Source organism: Cognaticolwellia beringensis (assembly GCF_002076895.1).
GTDB lineage: Bacteria > Pseudomonadota > Gammaproteobacteria > Enterobacterales > Alteromonadaceae > Cognaticolwellia > Cognaticolwellia beringensis.
In genome coordinates, this window is sequence record NZ_CP020465.1 from 2501748 (window position 1) to 2527577 (window position 25830).

The following is a 25830-nucleotide window of genomic DNA, read 5'->3' on the forward strand; positions in this document are numbered from 1 at the left end:
TTTATGAATGCCTTAACCCTACTTTACTCATTAGATGTCTTTGTTTTCGGCAGTAACGACTGTTTTAAGCAATAAAAATGTTTACAAAATTACTGCTTTTAGTCTTAGCCCTCGATAACAAAATTTTCAGATAATTGCGTTTTTACAGCGGATAAATAACTCTCATCTTGATTGTCAGCAATTAAGTGCGCGAGTTCTGTGCCAATAGGGGTGAACTTATAAAAGGTCAGAATACAGTCCGCTTTTTTAGCTATGAAGCTAAGTTGTTTGCCATTGTAGTTAAATTGAAGTTTTTCTCCTTTTGTAAGTGGATGACTTTCTGTTTCTTGTTCGAACACTAAGTGATTATCAGCCAAGGTTAATATATCAGCGTAGTTTAACCCTGCTTGATTAAGGTCGAGTCGCTGTTGTCGTTGTTTATTAAAAAAATTAAATAATTTTGGGACTTGATAAGCGCCGCTGATCACACGGATATTTTTTTTACGTGCATCTGCCATAGCTAAACTACAAGCTTTTGCTAACAGCTTTGCTTCAGTGATGCTCATGGTCCTGAATGTTTGTAGCGTTTTTAATGAAAAAGAACCTGGTTGAGATACTTCGCCAGCTAAAATTTTCGCCCATAACTCTTGCATGCTTTTATTGCTAATACCTTCAGCAAGTGTCACAAATGAACTAAACCAGTCTTGATCAGCTCTGTCGGTTATCGTCTCATCTGAGCAATATTGAATGGCACGTAAAACGATCGCCTCCATATTTTGCTGTTTACGTAACTCGTCGAGTTTTTTGCGTCGATAAGCCCTATCTTCCAAGGGGGCTTGTTTATTTTCTGGTAAAAATGCTGCATTGAGTGAGAATTTTTTAGCCAACACTAATAATTGCCTTTGTGAAGAGGCATTAGCGCTACTTTTTGACCCTGTAGCTGGTTCGTCATGTTTAGGCGCAACTTTTGTATTTTGCGCTACAGGATGCTCTATTATGTGATTTTGTTCAGTCGAATTCGACACCAGATGTATTCCTTAAAACTATAAAGAAAGTGCTGTAAATTCCAGCATAATATCGCCAAAAGATAATTATAGCGCAAATTTAAATTTTACTCATACCCTTAAATTTTCAATGTTAAACCAATAGTAATTATTATTTTAGTACTTCATGTAGTTAACCATACCATCTAGTTCGTTAATTATTTAATAATGAGAACAAGTAGTTATTGAAATAAATACTTTGTACTTGGTCATTGTCTCGGCGTATAAAGTATTTCACCTAATTAATAAAATTAGTATTACTTTACAAACAGAAAAATATTATCTTTAATTTATAGGTGTTTAAGTTTTATTGAGGTATTATTTTTTGTATATGAAACAATTTAATATCATAGTACTCGATAATAACAATATTATTAAAACGAAATGTTGAATAATCTTAGCTCGACTTTTATTATGTACTATATATGATGACAATTTTTAATGAAATTGCTGATCAAAAATTATGCTAGTTGTTGTTTACTAGTACCTTGAGGATGATATGCAAGTTTCCGAAAACACCAACGATGATTTTTTGTTTATCGATGATAGTGATGAAGATGAAATTTTTGATTCAGCTATAAGAGATACCTGGAAAGTCTTAATTGTCGATGATGACCCTGAAATTCATTCAGTAACTCAACTTGCCTTATCAGACTTGGTCGTTTTAGGTCGGCATTTAGAATATGTACATGCTTATTCAGGTCAAGATGCTTGTAAACTCATTGAAGAGCATGAGGATATCGTTCTAGTGCTACTTGATGTAGTTATGGAAAGCGATGATGCAGGACTCGCGGTTGTTAAACATATACGTGAACAATTAAAGCGTGATGATATTCGGATAGTATTGCGCACGGGTCAACCTGGTTATGCACCAGAAGAAAGCGTAATTAAAGACTACGATATAAACGATTACAAAACTAAAACTGAATTAACCCGCCGTAAATTAGTGACCACGGTTTATGCTGCCATTCGTTCATATCAACAAATTGACTCAGTGACTAAAAATAGACAAGGCTTAGAAAAAATTATTGGCGCTGCTGCCAGCTTGTTAGAGTTACATACGGTGCATGACTATGCGAATGGAGTGTTAGCTGAATTAAAAATGCTTGTTGATAGTAGTAACGGTATTTTTTGCGCTCGGGGTCAAGGTATTGTTGAAGGTGCTGATGACTTAAGTTTGTATATCCTTGGCCAAAGTGGTTTATCTGAAGCGAAGGTGAACCAAAAGCTGACCACATTCGATAATCGAGATGTCATTAGCCAAATCACCAGTTGCTTCCAACAAAAACAGCACTTTTTTGCTGTGGATTCGGCATCATTCTATCTAGCCAGTGGTGGTTTTAGAGCCGTAATTCATTTAGAACTAGATCAAGCTTTAACCACCATTGAAATACAACTTATTGAAGTTTTCCTGACAAATATTGCTACGGGTTATGAGAATGTTCATTTATTTCAAAAACTCCGCAATGCCGCTTATAAAGATTGGTTAACTGAATTACCGAATAGATTAGACTTCGTCAATTTATTAGATGACTTTTGTCAAAGTGATGATAACTTAGTCAGCGCACTGATAGATCTTAATCATTTTAGTGATATAAATGACGGGCTTGGACAAGATGTTGGTAATCAACTTCTGATGGCGGTATCTGCACGTATTAGAGCATTAAGTGAGGAAAATCAACTGGCTCGCATTGGTGCTGATGTCTTCGGTATTATTGGTCCCAAAAAATGGGTGAATCCTGAAACATTAACTGCGCTCTTTAGTCAGCCATTTTCTGCTGGGGAGCAAAGCTTACTCATTAGTGCAAGTTATGGTTTTTGTTCAAAAAAATCAGCTGGTTCTCGCGGTGTAAAAGTACTTAACCAAATTAATATTGCTCTTAATTTAGCCAAAAAATCGCTGCATGAGCCTTATGTCTATTATCACCAAGAAATGGAAGATAAAACACTGTGGCGTTTAAGTATGATAAGGCAGTTACGAACTGATTTTGCTGATAATCGTCTGGAACTTTTTTATCAACCGCAATTAAGTTTAGCAACCGGGAAAATCATTGGTGCAGAAGCTCTACTGCGCTGGAAAACCGCAGAAGGTAAATTTATTTCACCTGCGGTATTTATCCCTTTAGCTGAATATTCAGGATTAATTATTGATATTGGCAATTGGGTTGTCGATCAAGCTTGCCAGCAGTTAAATAGGTTGGCAGAAAGCAAATTTCCAGATGTCAGTATTTCGGTTAATGTGTCTATCCCTCAATTTAAACGCGAAAACTTTGTTAGTACCGTTATTGCAATAGCACAATCGCATAAAGTTGATATGAGTAAATTAGAGTTGGAAATAACTGAAAACGTGTTAATGGATGAACCTCAGATTATTATTGACGCTCTAGTGAAACTCAAAGCCGAGGGCATTAGTATTGCGCTTGATGATTTTGGGACTGGTTTTTCGTCATTAAGCTACTTACAAAAATTGCCTTTAGATCGATTAAAAGTCGATCGGGCTTTTGTCAGTGACATTGCTGAACCGGGTGGCTCTATTATTGCTGACACTATTATTAATTTAGGCAAACAAATGGGCCTAAAAGTTATTGCAGAAGGCATTGAAACAATTGAACAAGAAGCTGAACTTAAGGCTTTAGCTTGTGATGAAGTTCAAGGTTTTTACTATGCTAAGCCGATGCCAGCCGATGATTTTTTTAGCTGTTTAGAGAAAATAAACCGATAGCATATAGCGATGTACTTTAGTTAAAAGCGTTTGTTTAAAGCACTTGTTCAACAAGTGCTTTTTCTTTTCTGCGAAACTCTACATTTAAGCTTGGCGAGTAAGGCATAAATAAAGTCAATAATAATGAGCAGCAGGCAAACCCTGCGCCGATATAAAATACCCACGAAGCATTAACTATCCAGACCATACCTAGTAAGGCCGGAATAACAACAGCTGCTATATGGTTAATTGAAAAACTGACACCTGCACTTGCGGCAATATCTTCCGGTAATGCTATTTTTTGAAAATAGGTTTTTATTGCAATTGCCAATGCGAAAAATAAATGGTCGATAACATAAAGCACAGCTGCAATATTAGCATTCTCGACTAAGCCATAAAGAATAAACAGGATAGTTAACCCTATGTACTCAAACCTTAAAACATTACGTTCGCTAACACGTCCAATAAATTGACCGATTTTGGCGGCAAATAACCAGTTGAATACATAGTTAATCATAAATAGTGCACTCACATCGGCAACACTATAATTAAATTTTTCTACCATTAAAAAACCAGCGAATACGACAAATATCTGTCTGCGAGCGCCACTAAAGAAAGTTAAAGCATAAAAGAGCAGATAACGTTTTCGCAAAATTAATCGACGTGATTGTTCTACCGGTGGGGCAAAATATGGAAATGATATCGCTAGTGCGATAGTAAAAATGAGTGCGATGCTGCCGAACAGCATATAGGTGGCTTGATAGCTCCATGAGAAATGTTTCATTAATAGCCATATTCCACCAAAGGCAAGTAACGAGGCGATCGATTTTACGGATAAAGCTCGACCTAAGAAATGTGCGGTTTTGTCTTTGCTGATCCACTGTAAAGTCAGTGACTGATTAACCGTTTCAAAATAATGAAAACCAACCGACATAATGACCGTAGTTAGGTATAAGCCAATGACCGATGGAAAGTAGCCAGTCGCCGCAACACCTAAGCTAGTTAAGCCAAGTGAAAGTAATGCTAATCTTTGTTCTTTAATGAAAAACAAAACATAAATAGTGGTAAAGGCGAGGAACCCCGGCACTTCTCTTAAACTTTGTAATATACCTATCTCTACGCCGGTAAAGCTGGCTTGTTCAATAACAAAGTTATTAAGCATTGCCATCCAGACAGAAAATACTAAAGGCATAATAAATGCCATTGCGAGCAGTAAGTTTTCTGGTGAACTTAACTTCGTATTTAATGGCATTTCAATTTTATGGTGTTGACAGCGGCAGATTATTATATGTTAATTGTGGGTAAAATACACGATTAGCACAGTGAGATAGTTTCTGAACAATACCCAAATTTTCACGCTAATATAATATTGATCAGTTAATTAAGTAACTATTGAGACACTTATGGATATTAATAAAATAGCAGAGCTTAACTATCACTGGGTCGAGCGAATGGGGTGGCACAATAAAACCACCTTGGAAGCATTAGCATTAGTAGCATCGGAAGTTGGCGAAGCTATAAATGAATGTCGCGGTGAAAAACCGACTGATGATTTTGCTGAAGAACTCGCTGATATTGTGCTGAGAGTTCTAGATATTGCGCATTGGCAAGGTATCGATATGGAAAAAGAGCTACTGGATAAAATGAAAAAAAATGAACAAAGAGGCACTAGGGGCCGCATTAAGTAAGGGGATGAAACAAATTAATACACTTAATTAAAACGCTTGTTTAAAAAAGTTTGCTTTCCTTTTCCTTTCAAGGCAAACTCATTGGCACTTTATTTATTTTACTCGCTAAATAATTTTAATGAGTAAGCTAAATATTCACACGCTTGGTAGTAGTCTATGATTACATATTACCAGTCAATCGACCCACAAAAAGTCAGGAGAGTAGGCATGTTATTTCAAGGCAAAAGCCTTTCTGCCAAGTTGTTAGATGATGGCATTGTCGAATTTAAATTCGATGCACAAGGCTCAGTTAACAAATTTGATCAGGCAACGTTTAAAGAATATATCGCAGTTGTTGATGCGATTAATAATTGCAATGAAGCAAAAGGGGTACTGGTTACTTCTGGTAAGTCTTCTTTCATCGTTGGTGCTGATATCACCGAGTTTTTAGAAACATTTAAAAAATCTGAAGATGAATTATTGCCTTGGGTTAAACAAGCTTCAGATGTTTTTGACTCATTCGAAGATATTAATCTACCTACAGTTGTCGCCATCAATGGTTTCGCTTTAGGTGGCGGTTGTGAAATGACATTAGCGTGTGATTATCGTATTGCTGATACCACATGTTCAATCGGCTTGCCAGAAGTAAACTTAGGTTTAATACCTGGCTTTGGTGGTACAGTTCGTTTACCACGTGTACTTGGTGCTGATAATGCCATTGAGTGGATGTCGACAGGCCGAGCTTTCAAAGCTGAACAAGCTATGGCGGTAGGATTACTTGACGCCGTAGTTGCGCCAGAGCATTTGCGTGAAGCGGCAATAAAAATGCTAACGCAAGCTATCGACGGTAAATTAGATTGGCGTGCGAAACGTCAGCCTAAACTAGAAGCATTAAAGCTTTCACCAACAGAAAGCATTATGACCTTTAATACGTGTAAAGGCATGATTGCAGCGAAAGCTGGTAAGCATTATCCAGCACCTATGGTGATGGTTAAAACGATTGAGGCTGCCGCAGGTTTAGACCGTGCAGGTGCAATGGCATTAGAAAATGCCGGCTTTGCAAAATTAGCGAAAACCGATGTAGCTACGGCACAAATTGGCTTATTTATGGCTGATCAAGTAGTGAAAGGTAAAGCCAAAAAAGCCGCTAAACAAGCGACTAAAGCAGTCAATAAAGCTGCTGTATTGGGTGCTGGTATTATGGGTGGTGGTATTGCTTACCAATCAGCCTATAAAGGCACGCCAATTATCATGAAAGATATTAACGACCAAGCGCTTGACCTTGGCTTAACAACGGCTGCTGGTATTTTAACTAAGCAAGTTGAACGTGGCCGCATGACCGCTAAGAAAATGGCAGGTGTACTGAATAACATCACACCATCATTAAGTTACGACAGCGTTAAAGATGTTGATATTGTCGTTGAGGCGGTAGTTGAGAATCCAAAAGTTAAAGCTATGGTATTGGCTGAAGTGGAAAACCACGTTAGCGAAGACACTATAGTGACTTCAAATACCTCGACTATTTCAATTGATTTACTAGCACAAAGTCTTAAACGCAAAGATAAATTTTGTGGCATGCATTTCTTCAACCCAGTTAATAAAATGCCATTAGTTGAAGTCATTCGTGGTAAAGAAACCTCAGATGAAACCGTTGCTGCTGTTGTAGCCTACGCTGCGAAAATGGGTAAATCACCTATCGTAGTTAACGATTGTCCTGGTTTTTATATCAACCGTGTTTTATTCCCATACTTTGCCGGCTTTAGCCAATTAGTGCTTGAAGGTGCTGATTTTACCGCTGTCGATAAAGTAATGGAAAAACAATTCGGTTGGCCAATGGGCCCTGCATACTTACTTGATGTTGTGGGTATCGATACTGCAGATCATTGTACCGGTGTTATGTCATCGGGTTTCCCAACGCGTATGGGTAAAATTGATAATGACCCAGTAAGTGCGTTATACAACAGTAAACGTTTAGGTCAGAAAAATGGTAAAGGCTTTTACGATTACGGCAAAGATAAGCGCGGTCGTCCAACTAAAGTCGCGGCACAAGCAGCTTATGATTTGTTTGCTGGGGTTGAGAAAAAAGACTTCAGTCAAGACGAAACTATTGCTCGTTTGATGATCCCTATGGTCAATGAAGTGGTACGTTGTTTAGAAGAAGGTGTGGTGGATACTGCAGCTGAAGCTGACATGGGCTTGATATACGGCTTAGGTTTTCCTCCATTTAGAGGCGGTCCAATTCGTTATTTAGAAACTCTAGGATTAGATAACTTTATTGCCATGGCAGATAAATACGCGCACTTAGGCGAAATTTATCAAGTTACTGACGGTATGCGCGAAATGGCGAAATCTGGTCAGTCATATTTTACAACAGACGTTAAAACAGCTTAAGCGAAGGAGAAAATCATGAAAGAAGTCGTTATTGTCGATTGCATCCGTACCCCAATGGGTCGCTCAAAAGCAGGTGTTTTTCGTAATGTTCGTGCTGAAACTTTATCAGCACATCTAATGCAACAATTATTAGTTAGAAACCCAAACTTAGATCCTGCATTAATTGAAGATATTATTTGGGGTAACGTTAAGCAAACTAAAGAGCAAGGTTTCAACATCGCTCGTAATGCTCAACTATTAACTGACATTCCAAAGTCTACTGGTGCTGTTACTGTAAACCGCTTATGTGGGTCATCAATGCAAGCACTACACGATGCAACCACTAACATTATGGCCGGTCAAGGCGATGTGTTCTTAGTTGGTGGTGTTGAACACATGGGTCATGTGCCTATGATGTATGACGTGGATTTTGACCCTGCATTAAGCAAGCACATTTCTCGTGCCGCCGGTAACATGGGTTTAACTGCTGAATTACTTGGTATGCAGCATGGTGTAACACGTGCTGAGCAAGACGCTTTTGGCGCTCGCTCACATCAACGTGCTCATAAAGCTATGCTTGAAGGTCGTTGGGCAAATGAAATCGTACCTACTTTAGGTCATGACGCCATGGGCGCGTTAACGCTGATTGAACATGATGAAGTTATTCGTCCTGAAACCACGATTGAAAGCTTATCTGCATTACGTCCAGTCTTTGACCCAGTAAATGGTACGGTAACAGCCGGTACCTCTTCTGCGTTGTCTGATGGCGCGTCAGCGATGTTAGTCATGTCAGCAGAACGTGCAAAAGCGATGGGCTTAACACCACGTGTTAAAATCCGTGGTATGGCTATCGCAGGTTGTGATCCATCAACGATGGGCTTTGGTCCAGTACCAGCAACGAAAAAAGCATTAAAACGTGCAGGTTTAACGTTAGCTGATATTGAATTGGCTGAGTTTAACGAAGCCTTTGCCGCTCAAGCATTATCGTGTGTACGTTCATTAGGTTTAGAAGACAAAATGGATGACATGATTAACCTGAACGGTGGTGCTATTGCTCTTGGTCATCCTCTAGGTTGTTCTGGTACTCGTATTTCAGGTACATTGATTAACTTAATGGAAGCACAAGATGCTAACATTGGTTTAGCCACTATGTGTATTGGTTTAGGCCAAGGTATAGCAACGGTATTTGAAAGAGTGTAGCGTTTAACTAATATGTTTAATTAGGCTCTGATTTAATTAAATAAGTTTACGGTATCTATGAAGCCCAACAATTGTTGGGCTTTTTTGTCTGTTCTAATTGGAAGCTATTCTCGTGCAGTAGTAAAAAGTGTTTTCTTACGATTGCTTATTCTCCAAGCGATACAGCACCACTTCGGAATTACCTAACTGTGCGTCAGAATGAATATACGATTTAATAAATTCCATTCCGAGTTTTTTCATTACGGCAATTGAGCCAAGGTTGTCTTTTACCGCTATAGCACTAAAGCTTTTATTTTCTTTCTGTTTAGCCAGTAATTGTTGAATGTGGAGCGCGGCTTCTGTGGCAAAACCTTTGCCCCAAGTAGATTGTAAAAACCGCCAACCTAATTCAATATCATGCCACTTAGGATGGTCAGAAAAGAAATCCATTGGACGCACTAAAACCCAGCCAATATCCTCTTGAGTGTTGATGACTGTAACTTTCCATAATCCCAAACCTTTTTCGATGTCTTTATAGGCATTATGTCGTGGGATAAACACTTGACGAATATCTTCACGCGTCGTCATATTACCGCCATTAATATAGCGCATAACTTCTGGATTTTGATCAAGCTGAAAAAGAAACTCGCTATCGTTCTCATTAATAAGTTGATAGCTTAGCCGATCTGAGTTGTGGATCTTCATATTTGCAACCTTCATGTATTTTTAATCGCTTTGTCGTACAAATATCTTAGCAAAATTTCATTGAATTTATTATCTTAACTCAGCCGATACGGTAGACATCAATTAATGCCTATCATATGATTGATAACAAAATATTAACAATTTTATTTGCTTGGTAAATTATGAATACTAAAAAATTAGTTTTAAGCTCGGCTGTTTTGATCGCCTTTTGCGGCTTATCAGGATGTGGCGAAAATACGAACAATACTTCACAGGCTGAAAAAGTAATGAGTGTAGCCAATGAAAGTACCGTATTAACTTATCCAACAACGAAAAAAGTGCCGGTTGTTGATGAATATTTTGGCAACCAAGTTACCGATAATTACCGTTGGCTAGAAGATGATATGAGTGCTGAAACCGCAGATTGGGTAAAAGTACAAAATAAAACGACATACGAATACTTAGCGCAAATACCTTATCGCGATAAAATTAAGTCTCGTCTCGCAGCATTGCTTGATTATGAAAAAGTCGGTATGCCATTTGTTGAAGGTGACTATAGCTATTTTTATAAAAATGATGGTTTGCAAAACCAATATGTTTTATATCGCCAAAAAGGTGATGCCCCAGCGGAAGTGTTTTTAGACCCCAATACCTTTAGCGAAGATGGTACGATTTCCTTAGGCAGTATCGAGTTTAGTGAAGACGGTTCATTGGCGGTTTATTTAATTTCAGAGGGCGGTAGTGACTGGCGTAAAGCGCGTATTATTGATACTAAAACCAAAGCAGTACTTGAGTCAGAGCTAGTTGATATTAAATTTAGCAGCTTGTCATGGTTGGGTAATAAAGGTTTTTACTATTCAAGCTACGACAAACCTAAAGGGAGTGAACTTTCTGCGAAAACCGATCAACATAAGCTTTATTACCACAAGTTAGGCACTGAGCAATCACAAGATACACTGGTGTTTGGTGGCACTGATGCCGAGAAGCATCGCTATGTGGGAGGTGAGGTGACCAAAGATGGTAAGTACTTGTTAGTTTATGCCTCGGTTTCTACTTCGGGTAATAAATTATTCATAAAAGACTTAACTCAAGCTGACACACCTTTAGTTACGGTCGTGGGTAATACGAAGTCAGACACTGAGCTGGTGAGTAGTAATGGCGATGAATTACTCTTCATTACTAATATGGACGCGCCAAACAAACGCGTCGTAAAAACTAATGCTTTAAAACCTACATCAGAGCACTGGATTGATGTTATTGCTGAGACAGAGAATGTTTTATCTGTGTCAACTGGTGGCAAATCACTTTTCGCTAAATATATGAAAGACGCTGCTTCTTTTATTCAACAATATGACTTTTCTGGAAAGTTAATCCGCGACATCGCCTTACCTGAAGTTGGAACAGCGAGTGGCTTTAGTGGCAAAGCATCTCAGGCTAAACTTTATTATTCATTTAGTAATCAAAAAACACCTTCAACGACTTTTAGCTTAGATGTTGCAACTGGTGAATCAAAAGTTCATATGAAGTCTAAAGTTAACTTCAACAGTGACAACTTCGTGTCAAAGCAAGTTTTCTATACATCTAAAGATGGCACAAAAGTGCCGATGATTATTACCCATAAGAAGGGCTTAATATTAGATGGTAATAACCCGACGATATTATATGGCTACGGTGGTTTTAATGTCAGTTTGCAACCGAAATTTAGCTCAACGCGTGCCGCTTGGTTAGAGTTAGGTGGTGTATATGCTGTTGCTAACTTGCGTGGCGGTGGTGAGTATGGGAAAAAATGGCATAACGCAGGCACAAAGCTTAAAAAACAGAATGTTTTTGATGACTTTATCGCTGCCGCAGAATATTTGATTAAAGAAAAAGTAACGTCTTCAGATAAGCTTGCGGTAATGGGTGGCTCTAACGGTGGCTTGCTAGTTGGGGCAGTAATGACCCAGCGTCCTGAGCTATTTAAAGTCGCATTACCTGCGGTTGGCGTACTTGATATGCTGCGCTATCACACCTTTACTTCAGGTGCTGGCTGGGCATACGACTATGGTAAATCAGATGATAATGCAGAAATGTTTAACTACTTATTAGGCTATTCGCCAGTACACAATGTTAAAGCAGGCATTCAATACCCTGCAACATTGGTTACAACGGGTGATCACGACGATCGCGTTGTGCCTGCCCATTCATTTAAGTTTGCTGCTGAATTACAAGCCAAGCAAGCCGGCGCTAATCCAACCTTAATTCGTATTGAAACAGATGCAGGTCATGGCGCAGGGACACCCATCAGCAAAACTATTGATCAATATGCTGATATTTACGGTTTTACGCTATTTAATATGGGCGTGAAGGCTATTTAATTGCTGGCGTTAAAATAGCAAAAAGCCCAGCAATTGCTGGGCTTTTTAATATGTACTTATTTTTAGAACTACTCGCTATCTAATCAATGTTCAGGTTACTTAGCAAAGGTATTTTGTAATGGTGGTACAACTTGCTTTTTACGACTCATAACACCTGGAAGCCAAACCTTGCCGTCAACCAAAGTAATATCATAAGCTTTTTCAACAATGCTAGTGTCGTCACTAACTACTAGTAATTCTGACCCTTCTTGCATAATGTCAGTAAGTAGCAACATCACGGTATGACGATTACCTTCTTCTTTAACTGCTTGTAGATCTGCATATAAATCAGCTTTCATATCATCGAATAACGCTAAATCAATTACTTCTAGTTGGCCTATGCCTACGATGTTGTCGCTCATGTTAAAATCTTTAAAATCTCGAAGCACAAGTTCACGAACAGGTGTGCCGGCGACAGATGATTTGACGGTGAACATTTCCATGCCCAAGCCTTTATAATCTTCAATGCCAGCAATTTCAGCTAAGGCCTCAACACATTTAATATCAGCAGTTGTACAAGTTGGAGATTTAAATATCACCGTATCAGATAAAATTGCACACATCATGGCGCCAGCGATATTTTTAGGAATTTCAACATCGTGAAAGTCGTACATCATTTTAATTATGGTGTTAGTACAACCCACTGGGCGAACCCAAATCTCTAACGGGGTAGAAGTCGTAATATCACCCAACTTGTGGTGATCAATAATGCCTAAAACCGTGCTGTCATCAATATCGTCAGGACCTTGGATACGGTCTGAGTGATCAACTACATAAATACCGTCAGTGTCAGCGAAAGTTAATTTTAGCTCAGGTTTTTCTAAACCAAACTTCTCTAAAATGAATGCAGTTTCAGGCGAAAGTTCACCTAAACGTGCGGGTCTTACATCTTCACCAATCGTTGTTTTTAAATATGAAAGAGCGATGGCTGAGCAGATTGAATCTGAATCAGGTACTTTGTGACCTACGGCATAAGCTGGCATAAATTGTTAACTCCAAGCACCGATAACTCAATAACGGCGCTACTAAATAAGTATTGTCTAGAATATGGCGCGTATTCTAGCAAAATTTCTTAGTGTTAGCCTAGTGACTATTTGCACTCTTTTCATACAGCTTAACGACTAAGCTTAGTAGTTAAGCTTAGTCGTTTTACCCCAAAACACTTTATAGGAAAATATGGTATAACCAATAATCATCGGTAAAACTACTGCTGCCCCCACAAATATAAACCATAAAGACTCTCTAGCGCTTGCTGCTTCAAATATGGTTGTTTTAAAGGGGACTATGTACGGATAAAAGCTGTAGCCTAAACCACAAAAACATAGAATGAATATCATAACTGCGGCAGTAAAGGGTAGCCAACAACCAAGATCATTTTCCATCGGCACTTTGTCTAAATAGCGATGTACGGTTACAAATGTAAAGCCAAGTAATAAGGTGATTGGAACCAGCATTATCGCTTGAATTCCACCTAACCATTTATTCATAATTTGTTGGTCAATTAATAGATTAGTTAAACATACAGCGACAATACCCAAAGCCATAAGAATATTGGTATATTTTGCCCATTTTGCTGCGCGTTGCTGTAATTCCCCTTCGGTTTTCATTACTAACCATGCGGCACCAATAAAGCAATAACCTGCCGTTACACAAATAGCTGACAAGACTGAAAAGCCAAGTGATAACCATGTATCTTCAAACGAGGTGATATAGCGCCCCAACATGTAGCCTTGTGATAATGTTGCTAATAAAGAGCCAAACTTAAAGGCATATTCCCATTTGTTTTTATCAGCACTTAGCGCCTTGGTGCGAAAGTCGAACGAAACACCTCGTAAAATTAGCCCAGCTAACATCAAAGCGGTCGGCAGATACAATGCTTGAAATATGAGAGAGTAAGCATTAGGGAAGGCAATCAATAATAAGCCGATAGCCATAACGAGCCAGGTTTCATTGGCATCCCAAAATGGCCCAATTGAATAAATCATCATGTCACGTTGTTGAGGGTTGTCTAAAGGGAGTAATACCCCAACGCCCAAGTCGTAGCCATCAAGTATCGCGTAAACTAAAAATGATAGGCCCATTAAGCCTACGAAAACGATGGGTAGCCAATCTACTGGTGTGGATATCATTATTTTTCTCCTTCGTCAGCTAAGGGAATATTAGGTTCGACAGACGATCCCGTTTCAGTTAATGATGCATTTGATTTTTCTAATACTACCGCGCGATTTGCCATAACAAATAAAGTACGAATGTAGGCAATCAGTAAAAATCCATAAATAACTAGATACAAGGTTAAAGACATGGCTATATTCTCAGGCGGCGTAGTCGTAACCGCGTCTTTGGTTCGCAATATGCCGGTCACTAAGAATGGTTGACGGCCAATTTCTGTTACATACCAGCCAGCTAAAGTTGCTAACCAACCAGAAAATGTCATGGCAATACCTGTTTTTAATAACCAAGGTGGGTAGCGCTTTTTGATGACATATTGGTATGTTGCTAGCCAAGAAAATATCAGCATTAATACGCCAATACCTATCATTATCCTAAAACTGAAAAATACAGGTGCAACAGGTGGGTGTTTATCAACAAAGTCATTTAAGCCTTTGACTTCACCTGCTGAGTCATGAGTTAAAATGATACTGGCCATATTGGGCACTTTTACTTCAAAGCTATTTTCTCTTTTTTGCTCGTTAGGTAAAGCGAATAATAATAATGGTACATGGGTTTCAGTGTCCCAAGCACCCTCCATAGCGGCCACTTTTGCAGGTTGGTTTTTAAAGGTATTTAAGCCATGTAAATCACCAACAAAAATTTGTATAGGGATCAACACCGCGGCTAAGATTACTGAAAAATTTAGCGCTTGTTTAACTGACTTTTTATTGTCGCCTTTCAGCAGACGATAAGCAGAAATACCCGAAATTAGAAATGCTGTGGTTAATCCTGAGGCCAATAGCATGTGCATAAACCGATAGGGCATAGAGGGGTTGAAAATCACTTCAAGCCAGCTAGTAACGTGTGCTACACCGTCAATCATCTCAAAGCCGGCTGGCGTATGCATCCATGAGTTAAGTGATAGAATCCAAAAAGCCGATAAAGTGGTACCAAAAGAAACCAACACGGTGGCAATGGTGTGTACGCGATTAGACACTCGGTCCATACCAAATAGCATAATTGAAAGAAATGAGGCTTCTAAAAAGAATGCCGTCATTACTTCATAGCCCAGTAATGGTCCCGCTATATTTCCAACGGTTGCCATATAACCGGGCCAATTAGTACCAAACTGGAATGACATGGTAATGCCACTGACCACGCCAATACCAAAGGTTAACGCAAATATTCTGACCCAGAACCGGTAAACGCGTAACCAACTCTCGTCTTGGGTTTGATTAAAACGAACTTTGAAGAACAATAATACCCAACACAAGGCGATATTGATGGTAGGAAATAAAATATGAAAACTAATGTTGGCAGCAAATTGGATGCGGGAAAGCATGAAACTTGTGTCGTTAGCAATAGCTGATGCATCTAACACGTGATGACCTCCATTTAATTAAGTAAATTGCTTGTTAAACGACACCTGTTTTAGCGCTGTCGTTTTAGTTGTTAAGCCATGTCGTAAGTGCTAAATAATGGCAATTTAATAGCTATTATCGTAGTAATAGCTTGTCTTTTACATCTAAAAATTTACTAATACCTTCACCCAATTTGAGTAAAGCGGATAGCTTTTCTGAAGACATTCCTTGCATTTCATTAGTCCAAAGCGTCACCATTTCCATCAGGTCATGCATTTGTTTAACGCGCATTTGTGCGTATTCATCTGACTCATTGCTAGGTTGTTCCATTAAGGCATCACGCAGTGTAGATAATGTTGGGTCTAATTCGCGTTTCCTTCGTTCAACAACTAAGGTGCGAGCAATTTCCCAAATATCACTGGGTGCTGAAAAGTACTCTTTTCTGTCGCCAGGAATATGGTGTAGTTTAATTAAGTTCCAGGCCTTAAGTTCCTTTAAACCCATACTGACATTTGAACGTGATATTTGTAACGCTTCACTGATTTGATCGGCATTAAGAGGCGATTCGGTCAGGACAATAACGGCGTACATTTGTCCAAGTGTGCGGTTTAATCCCCAGCGCGAGCCCATTTCGCCAAAGTGCAACACTAAAGATTGAGTCATAGCTGTAATTTTCATACTTACTGTTCTTTCTGTATTTTCAGTAATTTGTGAAAATTGTATTCCTTTTTTGATCTAAGTCAAGCTTTTACCTAATATAAAAGGGAAATTATGGCGAGTTTTATTACTTTTGTACGAGGTTAATTTGTTAGCGAAATATAGTTAATTGATGGTGGTTAGCGGTTTAATTCTTACTGAACTGAGCTGAACTGAGCTGAACTGAGCTGAACTGAACTGAACTTACGCGTGGTTAAGCCGCGAAACGGGTTCAATAATGTAAATAAAAGGCTACCTGAGTAGCCATTTTAATAAATAAAAAATATACGGTGATAATCGTAATTTATCGGTTAACTAAAGTTGGTACTAAGCTCTTCTATTGCTTCAGCATTTTTATTGACCTCAATACTTTTACTAGTCACTTCAGCCGCCAATTCGGTATTGCGTTGAGATATATTGCCAATATTATGAATACCTTGGGTTATCTGCTCAGCAACCACACTTTGTTGCTCGGAAGCTGTTGCTATTTGGGCTGTCATATCATTAACATTTTGAATGTTTTCGATAATGCCTTGCATGGCTTGCTTGATAGTATTGGATTCAGCAGAACATTCATCGGCATGGTTTTTATTGGTCATCATTACCTGATTCCAGGTCTTTAGGGTGCGCTGTAATTCAGTCACAGATAATTGGATTTGTTCAGTGGCACTTTGTGTTCTGCTGGCTAATGTTCTTACTTCATCAGCAACAACGGCAAATCCTCTACCTTGTTCACCTGCTCTGGCAGCTTCTATTGCTGCATTTAAAGCCAGCAAATTCGTTTGATCCGCAATGCCTTGAATTTCACTCATTACCGTCGATATTTTATCAACATCAGAAACCAATTCAGTGGCATTATTAGCGGCATTTTCAACATCATTGGCAAGTTGGGTAATTTTCTTTTCACTACTCTCGATGGTGACAATACTTTGTTGACAATCGGTTTGCACTTGAGTCACTTTATCATGTGCTAAGCTGGTACTTTCGCTAACTTCGCTTATCGTTGTACTCATTTCTGTGATAGCAGAAGAAAACTGGCTTATATGTTCATTTTCTTCTTGAATGCTGCTGAGCATTTCGTTTGATGTATGAGCTAGTTCATCGGCTAGTTTTGCTAACCTTCTGCCTGAATCGTTACTACGTCCGAGTACTGTTTTTATTCTAGCTTTGTACAGTTCTGCAGGGTAATTAATGATGTTGAGAATACCTTTGCCTAGGTATACATGCCTAGATGGGCTATCAAACATTAACTTTGTTTTACTAAGATGATTGGGTATTTTTATCAGTTCTTCAGAGAAAATACCGAGAATTACAACGAGGAACCCTAATAATATCAACGTTGATGTTATTGAGCCTATGAGCATCCAATCAAAAATTAGCACAGCTATTACACAAATAAGTGCTGCAAATCGTTTGAGGGGAATATTGGCATGTAAATCTGTAATGGATTTTTCGTTATTGAGTTTATCGTAAAGTCGTTGTGCTTGTATTTTTTGTTGATCAGTGGGAAAAGCTCTAACGGATTGATAACCCGTTATTTTACCGTTGTTAAATAGCGGTGTGACATACGCATCAACCCAATAATAGTCACCATTTTTACAGCGATTTTTTACCATGCCACGCCATGAGTCTCCACGCTTTAATTTTTCCCATAAATCTTTAAACGCCGCTTTTGGCATATCAGGGTGGCGTACAATATTGTGATGTTGCCCTATTAACTCTTCTAAACTATAGCCTGCAATTTCACAAAACTCAGGATTAGCATAGGTAATGGTACCGTTTAGGTCGGTGGTAGAGACAAGTTGTTCTTGTGCGGTAAAGGTACGTTCGACTGTCGTTATATGACTCATAATTCCATCGTCCTTGTGAGAGCGTTATTATAAAATTAATCGTACTACTATAGGCGACATTAGTCACTTTTTAATAATTAAATGAGGATATGTAGTTGTAAAGGCGTGACTAAAATAACAACAAGCGATAAACCATAATAAAAAAACACCTGAAATATTCAGGTGTTTTAGTGAAGCGTTAAATGGAAGTGTGATATTGACTAGTTTTTTACTTGTAATAGCCTAAACAAGCTTCTACTTCATTTTTTGAACCCATGATAACTTCAACACGTTGGTGAATATCGGTTGGTTCAATATCCATAATACGACCTTGACTTGTCATGGCTAAACCACCGGCTTGCTCAATTAAGAAGCTCATTGGGTTTGCTTCATACATTAAACGAAGTTTGAAAGGCTTTTCAGGGTTTTTGTTATCGGCAGGATAAGTGAATAAGCCGCCACGAGTTAATACACGATGAATATCACCCACCATAGCGGCAATCCAACGCATGTTGAAATTTTTACCGCGCGGACCTGTATCTCCTGCGAGTAAATCGCTGATGTAATCTTGCATAGGTGCCTGCCAAAAACGCTGGTTAGACATATTAATAGCAAATTCTTGCGTGTCTTGTGGTACTTGCACATTACGTTCTACTAACGAGAAACCACCGTGCGTTCGATCTAAGACATAAAAGTGAGTACCACTGCCAGTGGTCATTACTAGCATAGTGGCGGGGCCATAAAGTACATAGCCAGCACATATTTGCTTGTTTCCTGACTGTTTAAACATGTCAGGATCACTCGCATTCATATCAGCTGGCGCTTCATGAATAGAGAAAATAGTACCAATTAATGAGTTAATATCGATATTTGAACTGCCGTCTAATGGATCAAATGAAACAATAAATTTGCCATTTTTTTCGCCTGATACTGAGGTATCTTCTTCTTCCGATGAAATAGCTTTAACAAGACCTGACTCTAAAAGAATGTCTTTAAATAAATCGTTGGCAACAACATCTAACTTCTTTTGCACTTCACCTTGAATATTTTCATCTACTGTAGAGCCCATGACATCACCCAGATGAGCTTGGCTAACAAGAAATGAAATTTCTTTTGTTGCCGCTAAAATGGTTTCTATTAATGATATTAAATCTGTTGGTACATTATCTTCACGTAAGGCGGGAGCTAGTCGTTGCATCAGGTTACCTAATTACTTTAGAGTCACACTCTTATGACAGAGTATATTGTATTTAATTTTCGATGTTATGATGTATTATCAAAGCATCAAAAGTGCTAATTATTATCAATTTGACTAATTAAGCTGTCTACTTTTTCATGTTAAGCATTAAAAATGAACAGATCATTAATCAACTTGGTATAAGCCGATTATAACAAGAATAGGGGGATTTTTAGTACCTCTATTCTTTTTAATTTTAGCTCAAGGGGGAGTTTTTGTAACTCGCTCGATTTTACTTAAAACAGGGATATTAAATGAAGTTTTGCATTAGACTATTAGTGTTGTTTTTTTACTGTGGCTTGTCATTACAAGTGCAGGCGAAAGCAGAAGAAAGTTACGCTGAATTTATTAAAAACATGCCGGTCCAACAAGGTTATTTTTCTTTTTATCTTGATGATAAAACAGGTAAGGTATTTTTAGAAATTGAGCAGTTTGAGCAAGAGTTTTTATTTCAAAGTGGCTTGCCACACGGTATAGGTTCAAACGATATTGGCTTAGACCGCGGCCAACTTGGTGACACGAGATTAGTTCGCTTTGAAAAAGTAGGTGACAAAGTATTTTTACGCCAACTTAATACTGACTTCCGCGCCAATACCGACAATAAGCTCGAGCAGCAAGCGATAGACGAAGCATTTGCTAGCTCAATTATTTGGGGCTTTAAAGTTAGTCATACGGCAGCAGATAACAGCAAGACCTTAATCGATTACACGCCTTTTTTGTTATCAGATATTCATAATTTGTCAGAACAATTACAGCGTAGTAAGCAGGGCGATTATAAAATTGATAGTTCACGCAGTGGCGTTTATAAAAAGCGAACGAAAGCTTTTCCACATAACACCGAATTAGAAGCCACGGTTACTTATACAGGTTCGAAAGCAGGTGCACATTTACGATCAGTTACACCCGATGCCTCAGCCGTTACGGTTAATTTACATCACTCGCTGATCAAGTTACCTGATGATAATTATCAAACACGAAAATTCCACCCTTATAGTGGTTTTTGGCAACATTCCTATGCGGATTATGCCAGCGCAATTGACGAGCCATTGATTAAACGCAATATTCCTCGTCACCGTTTACATAAGAAAAATTCATTATCGACAGTGAGTGAAGCCGTTGAGCCGATTATATATTATTTAGATGCTGGCGTTCCTGAGCCGGTTAAGACGGCATTGCTAGATGGCGCTCGTTGGTGGGATCAAGCCTTTACTGCTATTGGTTACAAAAATGCTTTTCAAGTTAAGTTACTACCAAGTGACGCAGACCCTATGGATGTTCGCTACAATGTTATTCAATGGGTACATCGTGCAACGCGGGGTTGGTCTTATGGTTCATCCGTTATTGATCCTCGTACCGGCGAAATAATTAAAGGCCATGTAACGCTAGGCTCTTTGCGTGTTCGCCAAGACTATTTAATTGCCTTAGGTCTAACGTCACCGTTTAAAAATGCTGATACAGATACCAGCGCTATGAAGGAAATGGCTTTGGCGCGCATTCGCCAGCTATCAGCTCATGAGGTTGGACATACCTTAGGTATAGCGCATAACTTTGCCGCCAGTGTTAATGACCGTGCGTCAGTAATGGATTATCCACATCCTTTAGTCACTATTGATAATGGACAAGTTAGTTTAGCTAACGCTTATGCAGAAGATATCGGTGATTGGGATAAGTTTGTTATTGCTTATGGTTATGCTGATGTTGAAACTGCCCAAGAAGCACAATATTTGAATGAGTTGGTCGCAACAACTCAGCAAAAGGGTTTAGCCTATGTTTCTGACCCCGACGCAAGACCGAGTTCAGGTGCGCATGCTACCGGACATTTGTGGGACAATGGCAAAGATGCCGCTAAAGAGTTAATGCGAGTATTAGACGTTAGAGCGTTAGCATTAGAGAACTTTGGTTTAAATAGTATTCCTATCGGTACGCCTATGTCTGAACTTGAACAAGTATTAGTACCTATTTATAATTTTCACCGTTTTCAGGTGGAAGCTACTGCAAAATTAATTGCTGGTGTCGACTATGGCTATCAACTGCGCAGCGAAAAATTTACTAATCAGCAGCAAATAGTTCCTGCTAACTCACAACAAGCAGCACTTGATGCTTTACTGGTTACGCTTTCAGCAAAAACATTAACACTGCCAGCTAAAATTACGGCCTTAATACCACCCAAAGCCTATGGGTACAGCCGTGATAGAGAGAGTTTTACTAGCCAGACAGGGATAACATTTGATCCTATCAGTGCCGCAGAAGCAAGTGCTAAACAGGTTTTGTCGCTATTATTGAATGCTGAAAGGTTAGCTCGGTTGCAGCAGCAAAGCATGCTTGATGAAGATATTCCATCGGTAGCATTCTTACTGAATAAAGTGGTTAATAACTCGATTAAGTCTGCGCCGAAAACCGCCACGCAACTGTTGGTACAGCAACGAGTAAACCAGCAATTGGTCGAGCATTTAATTGCACTGTGGCATAGCAAAACATTGGTACCAGAAGTTAAAGCTGAAGTTTATGTGACATTAGTTGATTTAACACAATGGTTAACTGATAAGCGTAGCACACGAAAATACAAAGGCGCTCTTGCCCACTTCCAGTTACTAGCGCAGCAAATTAATTACAGTTTAGCGCATGATAAGTCGTCTGCTCCGGCATCTAAGATAACACTACCGCCAGGTTCGCCTATTGGTAGTTATTAAATACAGTCTATAAAGGTAAATCGTTTATATGAGCCATTTTTAGTGAATAATTAAGCATGGCTTATCAGGTAAATGCGCCGTATCAATTGGCGCTTTTCAAAGGCAATAACATGACTGAAAACAAAATATTCAAAGTCGCACTTTTAGGCGTCCCATTTGATGATAATTCTTCATTCGAGCGTGGGCCTGCATTAGCACCAAGTAAGATTCGAGAAGTGCTAAACCATGGCTCATTAAATGGTGCTTCAGAGTTAGGTGTGAATTTGCGCGAGTCAAAGCAATGGCTTGATGCTGGTGATGTTAATATCGCGCCGTCTGATAATTTCATTGACGAAATAGAGCGCCGTTGTGATCAGCTATTATCTGAAAATAATCGTATTTTAACTTTAGGAGGGGATCACAGTATTAGTTATCCCATCTTAAAAAGTTACCGTAAAGCTTTTGATAAAATTACCATATTACATATAGATGCTCATTCAGATTTGTATGACTCTTTTAAAGGTAATCGTTATTCAAACGCTTGTCCTTTTGCAAGAGTAATGGAAGACGGTTTATGTGAGCGCTTAGTGCAAGTAGGTATACGAACGTTAAACTTGCATCAAACCGAACAAATCACAAAATTTAATGTCGAATCTTTAGAGATGAGGCATTGGCCATTGTCGCAGCCGTTAGTATTTGAGCACCCTGTGTATTTGTCACTTGATATCGATGGTATTGATCCTGCCTTTGCGCCGGGGGTATCACATCGAGAGCCAGGGGGTTTAACAAGTCGTGAAGTGATCAATCTTATCCATCAAATTAATACACCACTTGTCGGCGCTGATATTGTCGAGTTTAATCCTAATAAAGATATTGACAACATGACTGCTCAGTTAGCTGCAAAGTTAGTGAAGGAAGTTGCCGGTAAAATGCTTATTGCGATATAGACATTGTAACTTTGTTACAGAAAGAAGAAAAACGGCGCTGAACCGGAAGGTATTCAGCGCCGTTGTGCAATTAGCACTTAGTGATAAGTGAATTACGCACAAAAGTTGATCGGTTGGAAATGTTAAATATGATTATAAGCGCTGTGTCTTCATCTCTGTTTGATCTATACTTACTTGCTCTGCTTCATATGTAGGCTTTTCTGAAAAGCTAGCACTTGGTAACTGCTGCTTAGGCCGAATAAGAACCACCAGGTTACCGGCTAAAATAAATAATAAGCCTGCGAAGGTATAGGTAGACCAAGAAAATCCTTCAACAATCGTTGAAATGATAACAGCAACGGCTGGAAACATAATTGAAGCATAAGATGCCTTGTGCGCACCAATACGATTGAGCAATGTTAAATAACTAGCAAACGCAATAACAGAGCCAAAAATAGTCAAATAAAGCAATGAGCTTACATAAGCAAATGTATAGTCAAAGTTGAAGCTTTTACCTTGAATAACGACGATTACCGCCATAAAAACTGCGCCGTATGCCATCCCCCATGCCATTGCAGGTATAAGCGGCAATTTCATTTGCTGATTCTTCATTGACAACATGTTGCCTGTAGATGCGATCAAAGTTCCCATAATGCAAAGCCCTAGACCTAATAAGGTCTCGGGACCTAACTGAGTATCACTTATTTGAGGCCAAAATAGTGTCACAATGCCTAATAACCCCAACGCACCGCCGACATAAACTTGCTGTGTTATTTTAGTGCCGTACCAAATTCGAGCATTGAAAACGTTAAAAAACATGATCATTGAGAAGGCAATACACGTTAATGCCGAATTTATGTGTTGTTGTGCAGAGTAGAGGAAATAGTAGTTGAAGCTAAATAAAGTGATGCCAAAAAGGAAAAATTGTAGATGATGGCGCAACGAAAACTGTAAAGTTAAGCCTTTAAATTTACAGTAGGTAAATAAAATAATCGCCGCCAAACCAAAACGATAGACAATAGAAACTTCAGGTGCAACACCACCTAATTGGTAATTGATTGCTATCCAGGTAGAGCCCCATATCAACACGGTAATTATGTATAAAAATGTGTTGTTCATTTTAATCCCTTAACGGTATAGCAAGCGAAAAGTTCGCTGTGAAAAAGTAAATTACATCTCATATTGCCGCAGATGATTGCTTGGAACGTTATAGTTTCGGTGTTTATGATGTGTTTATTGATGAATAAGAAGCACATCAAAGTATTCATGTGACGAAATAGTACTGCACTTTTCTATACGGTGTTTCCGCGATAATGGAATATCGATATTTTTGCTAAGTATTCACCGTAAATTCAATTTAGGTTTCAAATTCAACAGGACTTTTTGCAGAAACTGCCAACTCGTCATGCATAGACATTTTACCGATTTTTTGTTTTAATAACATACACAGAAAAATAAAAATGCAACCTATACAGTTATGCGATTAGTTGACAAATCTGCTCCCGACTTTTTATATCAACAAGTGATCGACTTTGTTGAATATCAGGAAAAAATTGGCGCCATAAGCCCTGGTGACAAACTACCAAGCTTACGTAAGCTTAGTCGACAATTTGAGATTAGCGTGCCGACAGTGAAGCAGGCATATCTTGAACTTGAGCGTCAAGGTGCTATTTCGGCACGCCCACAGTCGGGTTATTATTTAAAAGCTAGACAAGCACGTACGTTATTACCAATGCGCGCTAAATGGGCTAGCTGCGAGCCTGTCGAAATATCATGCCGCAGTTTAATCGAACAGGTTTATGAAGCAGTACACATGCATGACTCCGTTGCCTTGGGTATATCCAATCCAGTAAATGCACATCCCCCAGATAAAACACTTGCGAGAATGATGCGCTCGGTGTTGAGCCGAGTTTCTGAAAAAGCAGTGAGTTATGGCCCTATTAATGGCGATCCTAAATTACGCATGAATCTAGCTTTTCGTTATCAAGAACATGGCGTTTTGGTTAATCACGAAGATTTAATTATTACTAATGGTGCACAAGAAGCTCTATCTATTGCATTGCAGTGTGTTGCCGAACGAGGTGATATTATCGCTGTTGAGTCTCCTTGCTACTTTGGCCTAATTGAACTGATTGAAAGTCTTGGAATGAAGGTTTTAGAGGTTTATACCTGCACAGAAGAAGGCGTTTGTGTCGCCGAATTAGCTAAAGTTATTGAGCAACACCCGGTAAAAGCATGTTTATTTTCAACTGCGATTAGCAACCCGTTAGGGTCCATGATGCCTGATAATAAACGACAAACAATGGTCAAGTTATTGGAGAAAAATGACATAGCGTTAATAGAGGATGAAGTTTATAGCGATTTGTATTTTACTGAGCAACGTCCTGTGCCTGCACAGCTATATTCAGAGAAAGGCTTAGTATTAACCTGCTCATCATTTTCAAAAACAGCGGCGCCGGGTTATCGCATAGGTTGGTTGTTACCGGGTAAATTTGAAGAAAAAGCTAAGCGTATTAAAAGGGCACAATCGTGTTCTACCTCTATGTTACAGCAATGGACATTAAGCGATTACTTAATGAGTGGTGAGTACGATAGGCATTTACAGGTACTTAGAAAAACCCTGCGTTATAACTGTGAGCGAATGCGCGCGTTAATCGCACAGTATTTTCCTGAGCAAGTGTGTATTTCGAAACCTAAAGGCGGCAGTGTTTTGTGGGTTCGTTGTCGCTCGCATGTTGATACTAGTCAGTTTTTTAAACAAGCTATTGCTCAGGGAGTAAACTTTGCACCGGGAGAAATTTTTTCACCTTCTGGAAAGTATAAAAACTATATGCGCATTAGCTACGGTGTGCAGTGGAGCGAAAAAATAGACCAAGCTATACAGGTACTGGGTAAGTTAGTTCATGATTATCCTGAATCGTAAAAACACTAGGAAACAGCAT

General features: G+C 38.9%; 18 protein-coding genes. 8 read left to right on the forward strand and 10 right to left on the reverse strand.

Features of this window, described 5'->3' with window-relative positions; genetic code table 11:
- Nucleotides 1–104: 104 nt before the first annotated feature.
- Nucleotides 105–1004: a TIGR03899 family protein gene (locus B5D82_RS10700; RefSeq protein WP_157673877.1), complete on the reverse strand. Its 900-nt coding sequence runs from the start codon at nt 1002–1004 to the stop codon at nt 105–107.
- A 517-nt stretch (nt 1005–1521) separates the two neighbouring features.
- Here B5D82_RS10700 and B5D82_RS10705 point away from each other — a divergent pair.
- On the forward strand, nt 1522–3744 hold the full coding sequence (locus tag B5D82_RS10705; protein ID WP_081151431.1) for a bifunctional diguanylate cyclase/phosphodiesterase: 2223 nt from the start codon (nt 1522–1524) through the stop codon (nt 3742–3744).
- Nucleotides 3745–3778: 34 nt separating this feature from the next.
- Here B5D82_RS10705 and B5D82_RS10710 read toward each other — a convergent pair whose 3' ends face one another.
- Nucleotides 3779–4975, reverse strand: coding sequence for an MFS transporter (locus B5D82_RS10710; protein ID WP_094122796.1), 1197 nt, complete (start codon nt 4973–4975; stop codon nt 3779–3781).
- A gap of 151 nt (nt 4976–5126) precedes the next feature.
- On the opposite strand from B5D82_RS10710, the gene B5D82_RS10715 reads away from it, so the two are divergent.
- The 3 genes from B5D82_RS10715 (at nt 5127) to fadA (ending at nt 8960) form a co-directional block, all read left to right on the forward strand.
- Nucleotides 5127–5411 carry a MazG nucleotide pyrophosphohydrolase domain-containing protein gene (locus B5D82_RS10715; protein WP_081151433.1) on the forward strand — a complete coding sequence of 95 codons (285 nt, stop codon included), beginning with the start codon at nt 5127–5129 and terminating at the stop codon, nt 5409–5411.
- A gap of 207 nt (nt 5412–5618) precedes the next feature.
- Nucleotides 5619–7781 carry a fatty acid oxidation complex subunit alpha FadB gene (gene fadB, locus B5D82_RS10720; protein WP_081151434.1) on the forward strand — a complete coding sequence of 721 codons (2163 nt, stop codon included), beginning with the start codon at nt 5619–5621 and terminating at the stop codon, nt 7779–7781.
- 15 nt (nt 7782–7796) lie between these two features.
- Nucleotides 7797–8960, forward strand: a complete 1164-nt coding sequence (gene fadA, locus B5D82_RS10725; RefSeq protein ID WP_081151436.1) for an acetyl-CoA C-acyltransferase FadA — start codon at nt 7797–7799, stop codon at nt 8958–8960.
- A 135-nt stretch (nt 8961–9095) separates the two neighbouring features.
- On the opposite strand, the gene B5D82_RS10730 is transcribed toward fadA, so the two are convergent.
- Nucleotides 9096–9644: a GNAT family N-acetyltransferase gene (locus tag B5D82_RS10730; RefSeq protein ID WP_081151438.1), complete on the reverse strand. Its 549-nt coding sequence runs from the start codon at nt 9642–9644 to the stop codon at nt 9096–9098.
- A 161-nt stretch (nt 9645–9805) separates the two neighbouring features.
- Between B5D82_RS10730 and B5D82_RS10735 the strand changes: the two genes are divergently transcribed.
- Nucleotides 9806–11980 carry a prolyl oligopeptidase family serine peptidase gene (locus B5D82_RS10735; RefSeq protein WP_081151441.1) on the forward strand — a complete coding sequence of 725 codons (2175 nt, stop codon included), beginning with the start codon at nt 9806–9808 and terminating at the stop codon, nt 11978–11980.
- Nucleotides 11981–12075: 95 nt separating this feature from the next.
- On the opposite strand, the gene B5D82_RS10740 is transcribed toward B5D82_RS10735, so the two are convergent.
- The 6 genes from B5D82_RS10740 to B5D82_RS10765 all read right to left on the reverse strand — a co-directional run bounded on the left by B5D82_RS10740 (nt 12076) and on the right by B5D82_RS10765 (nt 19254).
- A complete protein-coding gene (locus tag B5D82_RS10740) occupies nt 12076–13002 on the reverse strand; it encodes a manganese-dependent inorganic pyrophosphatase (RefSeq protein ID WP_081151443.1) in 927 nt (308 codons plus the stop codon).
- 144 nt (nt 13003–13146) lie between these two features.
- The gene (locus B5D82_RS10745) at nt 13147–14148 is read right to left on the reverse strand and encodes a cytochrome d ubiquinol oxidase subunit II (protein WP_081151445.1); all 1002 of its coding nucleotides are present in this window, start codon (nt 14146–14148) and stop codon (nt 13147–13149) included.
- Nucleotides 14148–15512 (reverse strand): cytochrome ubiquinol oxidase subunit I, encoded by a 1365-nt coding sequence (locus tag B5D82_RS10750; RefSeq protein ID WP_081154451.1) that lies wholly within the window; start codon nt 15510–15512, stop codon nt 14148–14150. Before B5D82_RS10750 ends, B5D82_RS10745 begins: the two co-directional genes overlap by 1 nt.
- Nucleotides 15513–15666: 154 nt before the next feature.
- Complete coding sequence (locus B5D82_RS10755; protein ID WP_081151447.1) at nt 15667–16209, reverse strand: GbsR/MarR family transcriptional regulator; 543 nt, start codon at nt 16207–16209, stop codon at nt 15667–15669.
- 329 nt (nt 16210–16538) lie between these two features.
- Entirely contained in the window at nt 16539–18077 is a 1539-nt protein-coding gene (locus tag B5D82_RS10760; protein ID WP_081151450.1) for a methyl-accepting chemotaxis protein, read from the reverse strand.
- Nucleotides 18078–18285: 208 nt separating this feature from the next.
- Entirely contained in the window at nt 18286–19254 is a 969-nt protein-coding gene (locus tag B5D82_RS10765) for a class 1 fructose-bisphosphatase (RefSeq protein WP_081151452.1), read from the reverse strand.
- A gap of 293 nt (nt 19255–19547) precedes the next feature.
- Between B5D82_RS10765 and B5D82_RS10770 the strand changes: the two genes are divergently transcribed.
- Both B5D82_RS10770 and speB read left to right on the forward strand, forming a co-directional pair.
- On the forward strand, nt 19548–21983 hold the full coding sequence (locus B5D82_RS10770) for a zinc-dependent metalloprotease (protein WP_081151455.1): 2436 nt from the start codon (nt 19548–19550) through the stop codon (nt 21981–21983).
- A gap of 110 nt (nt 21984–22093) precedes the next feature.
- Nucleotides 22094–22909, forward strand: coding sequence for an agmatinase (gene speB / locus B5D82_RS10775; RefSeq protein ID WP_081151457.1), 816 nt, complete (start codon nt 22094–22096; stop codon nt 22907–22909).
- Between the two features lie 132 nt (nt 22910–23041).
- Here speB and B5D82_RS10780 read toward each other — a convergent pair whose 3' ends face one another.
- Nucleotides 23042–24007, reverse strand: a complete 966-nt coding sequence (locus B5D82_RS10780) for a DMT family transporter (protein WP_081151460.1) — start codon at nt 24005–24007, stop codon at nt 23042–23044.
- Between the two features lie 358 nt (nt 24008–24365).
- Here B5D82_RS10780 and B5D82_RS10785 point away from each other — a divergent pair, with 358 nt between their 5' ends.
- Complete coding sequence (locus B5D82_RS10785; RefSeq protein ID WP_081151463.1) at nt 24366–25811, forward strand: aminotransferase-like domain-containing protein; 1446 nt, start codon at nt 24366–24368, stop codon at nt 25809–25811.
- The last annotated feature ends 19 nt before the right edge of the window (nt 25812–25830 follow it).

Coding starts and splice junctions, on each gene's coding strand:
- B5D82_RS10705 (WP_081151431.1), top strand. CDS start 1,522: ATGCAAGTTTCCGAAAACACCAACGATGATTTTTTGTTTATCGATGAT.
- B5D82_RS10710 (WP_094122796.1), bottom strand. CDS start 4,975: ATGCCATTAAATACGAAGTTAAGTTCACCAGAAAACTTACTGCTCGCA.
- B5D82_RS10715 (WP_081151433.1), top strand. CDS start 5,127: ATGGATATTAATAAAATAGCAGAGCTTAACTATCACTGGGTCGAGCGA.
- fadB (WP_081151434.1), top strand. CDS start 5,619: ATGTTATTTCAAGGCAAAAGCCTTTCTGCCAAGTTGTTAGATGATGGC.
- fadA (WP_081151436.1), top strand. CDS start 7,797: ATGAAAGAAGTCGTTATTGTCGATTGCATCCGTACCCCAATGGGTCGC.
- B5D82_RS10730 (WP_081151438.1), bottom strand. CDS start 9,644: ATGAAGATCCACAACTCAGATCGGCTAAGCTATCAACTTATTAATGAG.
- B5D82_RS10735 (WP_081151441.1), top strand. CDS start 9,806: ATGAATACTAAAAAATTAGTTTTAAGCTCGGCTGTTTTGATCGCCTTT.
- B5D82_RS10740 (WP_081151443.1), bottom strand. CDS start 13,002: ATGCCAGCTTATGCCGTAGGTCACAAAGTACCTGATTCAGATTCAATC.
- B5D82_RS10745 (WP_081151445.1), bottom strand. CDS start 14,148: ATGATATCCACACCAGTAGATTGGCTACCCATCGTTTTCGTAGGCTTA.
- B5D82_RS10750 (WP_081154451.1), bottom strand. CDS start 15,512: ATGCTTTCCCGCATCCAATTTGCTGCCAACATTAGTTTTCATATTTTA.
- B5D82_RS10755 (WP_081151447.1), bottom strand. CDS start 16,209: ATGAAAATTACAGCTATGACTCAATCTTTAGTGTTGCACTTTGGCGAA.
- B5D82_RS10760 (WP_081151450.1), bottom strand. CDS start 18,077: ATGAGTCATATAACGACAGTCGAACGTACCTTTACCGCACAAGAACAA.
- B5D82_RS10765 (WP_081151452.1), bottom strand. CDS start 19,254: ATGCAACGACTAGCTCCCGCCTTACGTGAAGATAATGTACCAACAGAT.
- B5D82_RS10770 (WP_081151455.1), top strand. CDS start 19,548: ATGAAGTTTTGCATTAGACTATTAGTGTTGTTTTTTTACTGTGGCTTG.
- speB (WP_081151457.1), top strand. CDS start 22,094: ATGACTGAAAACAAAATATTCAAAGTCGCACTTTTAGGCGTCCCATTT.
- B5D82_RS10780 (WP_081151460.1), bottom strand. CDS start 24,007: ATGAACAACACATTTTTATACATAATTACCGTGTTGATATGGGGCTCT.
- B5D82_RS10785 (WP_081151463.1), top strand. CDS start 24,366: ATGCGATTAGTTGACAAATCTGCTCCCGACTTTTTATATCAACAAGTG.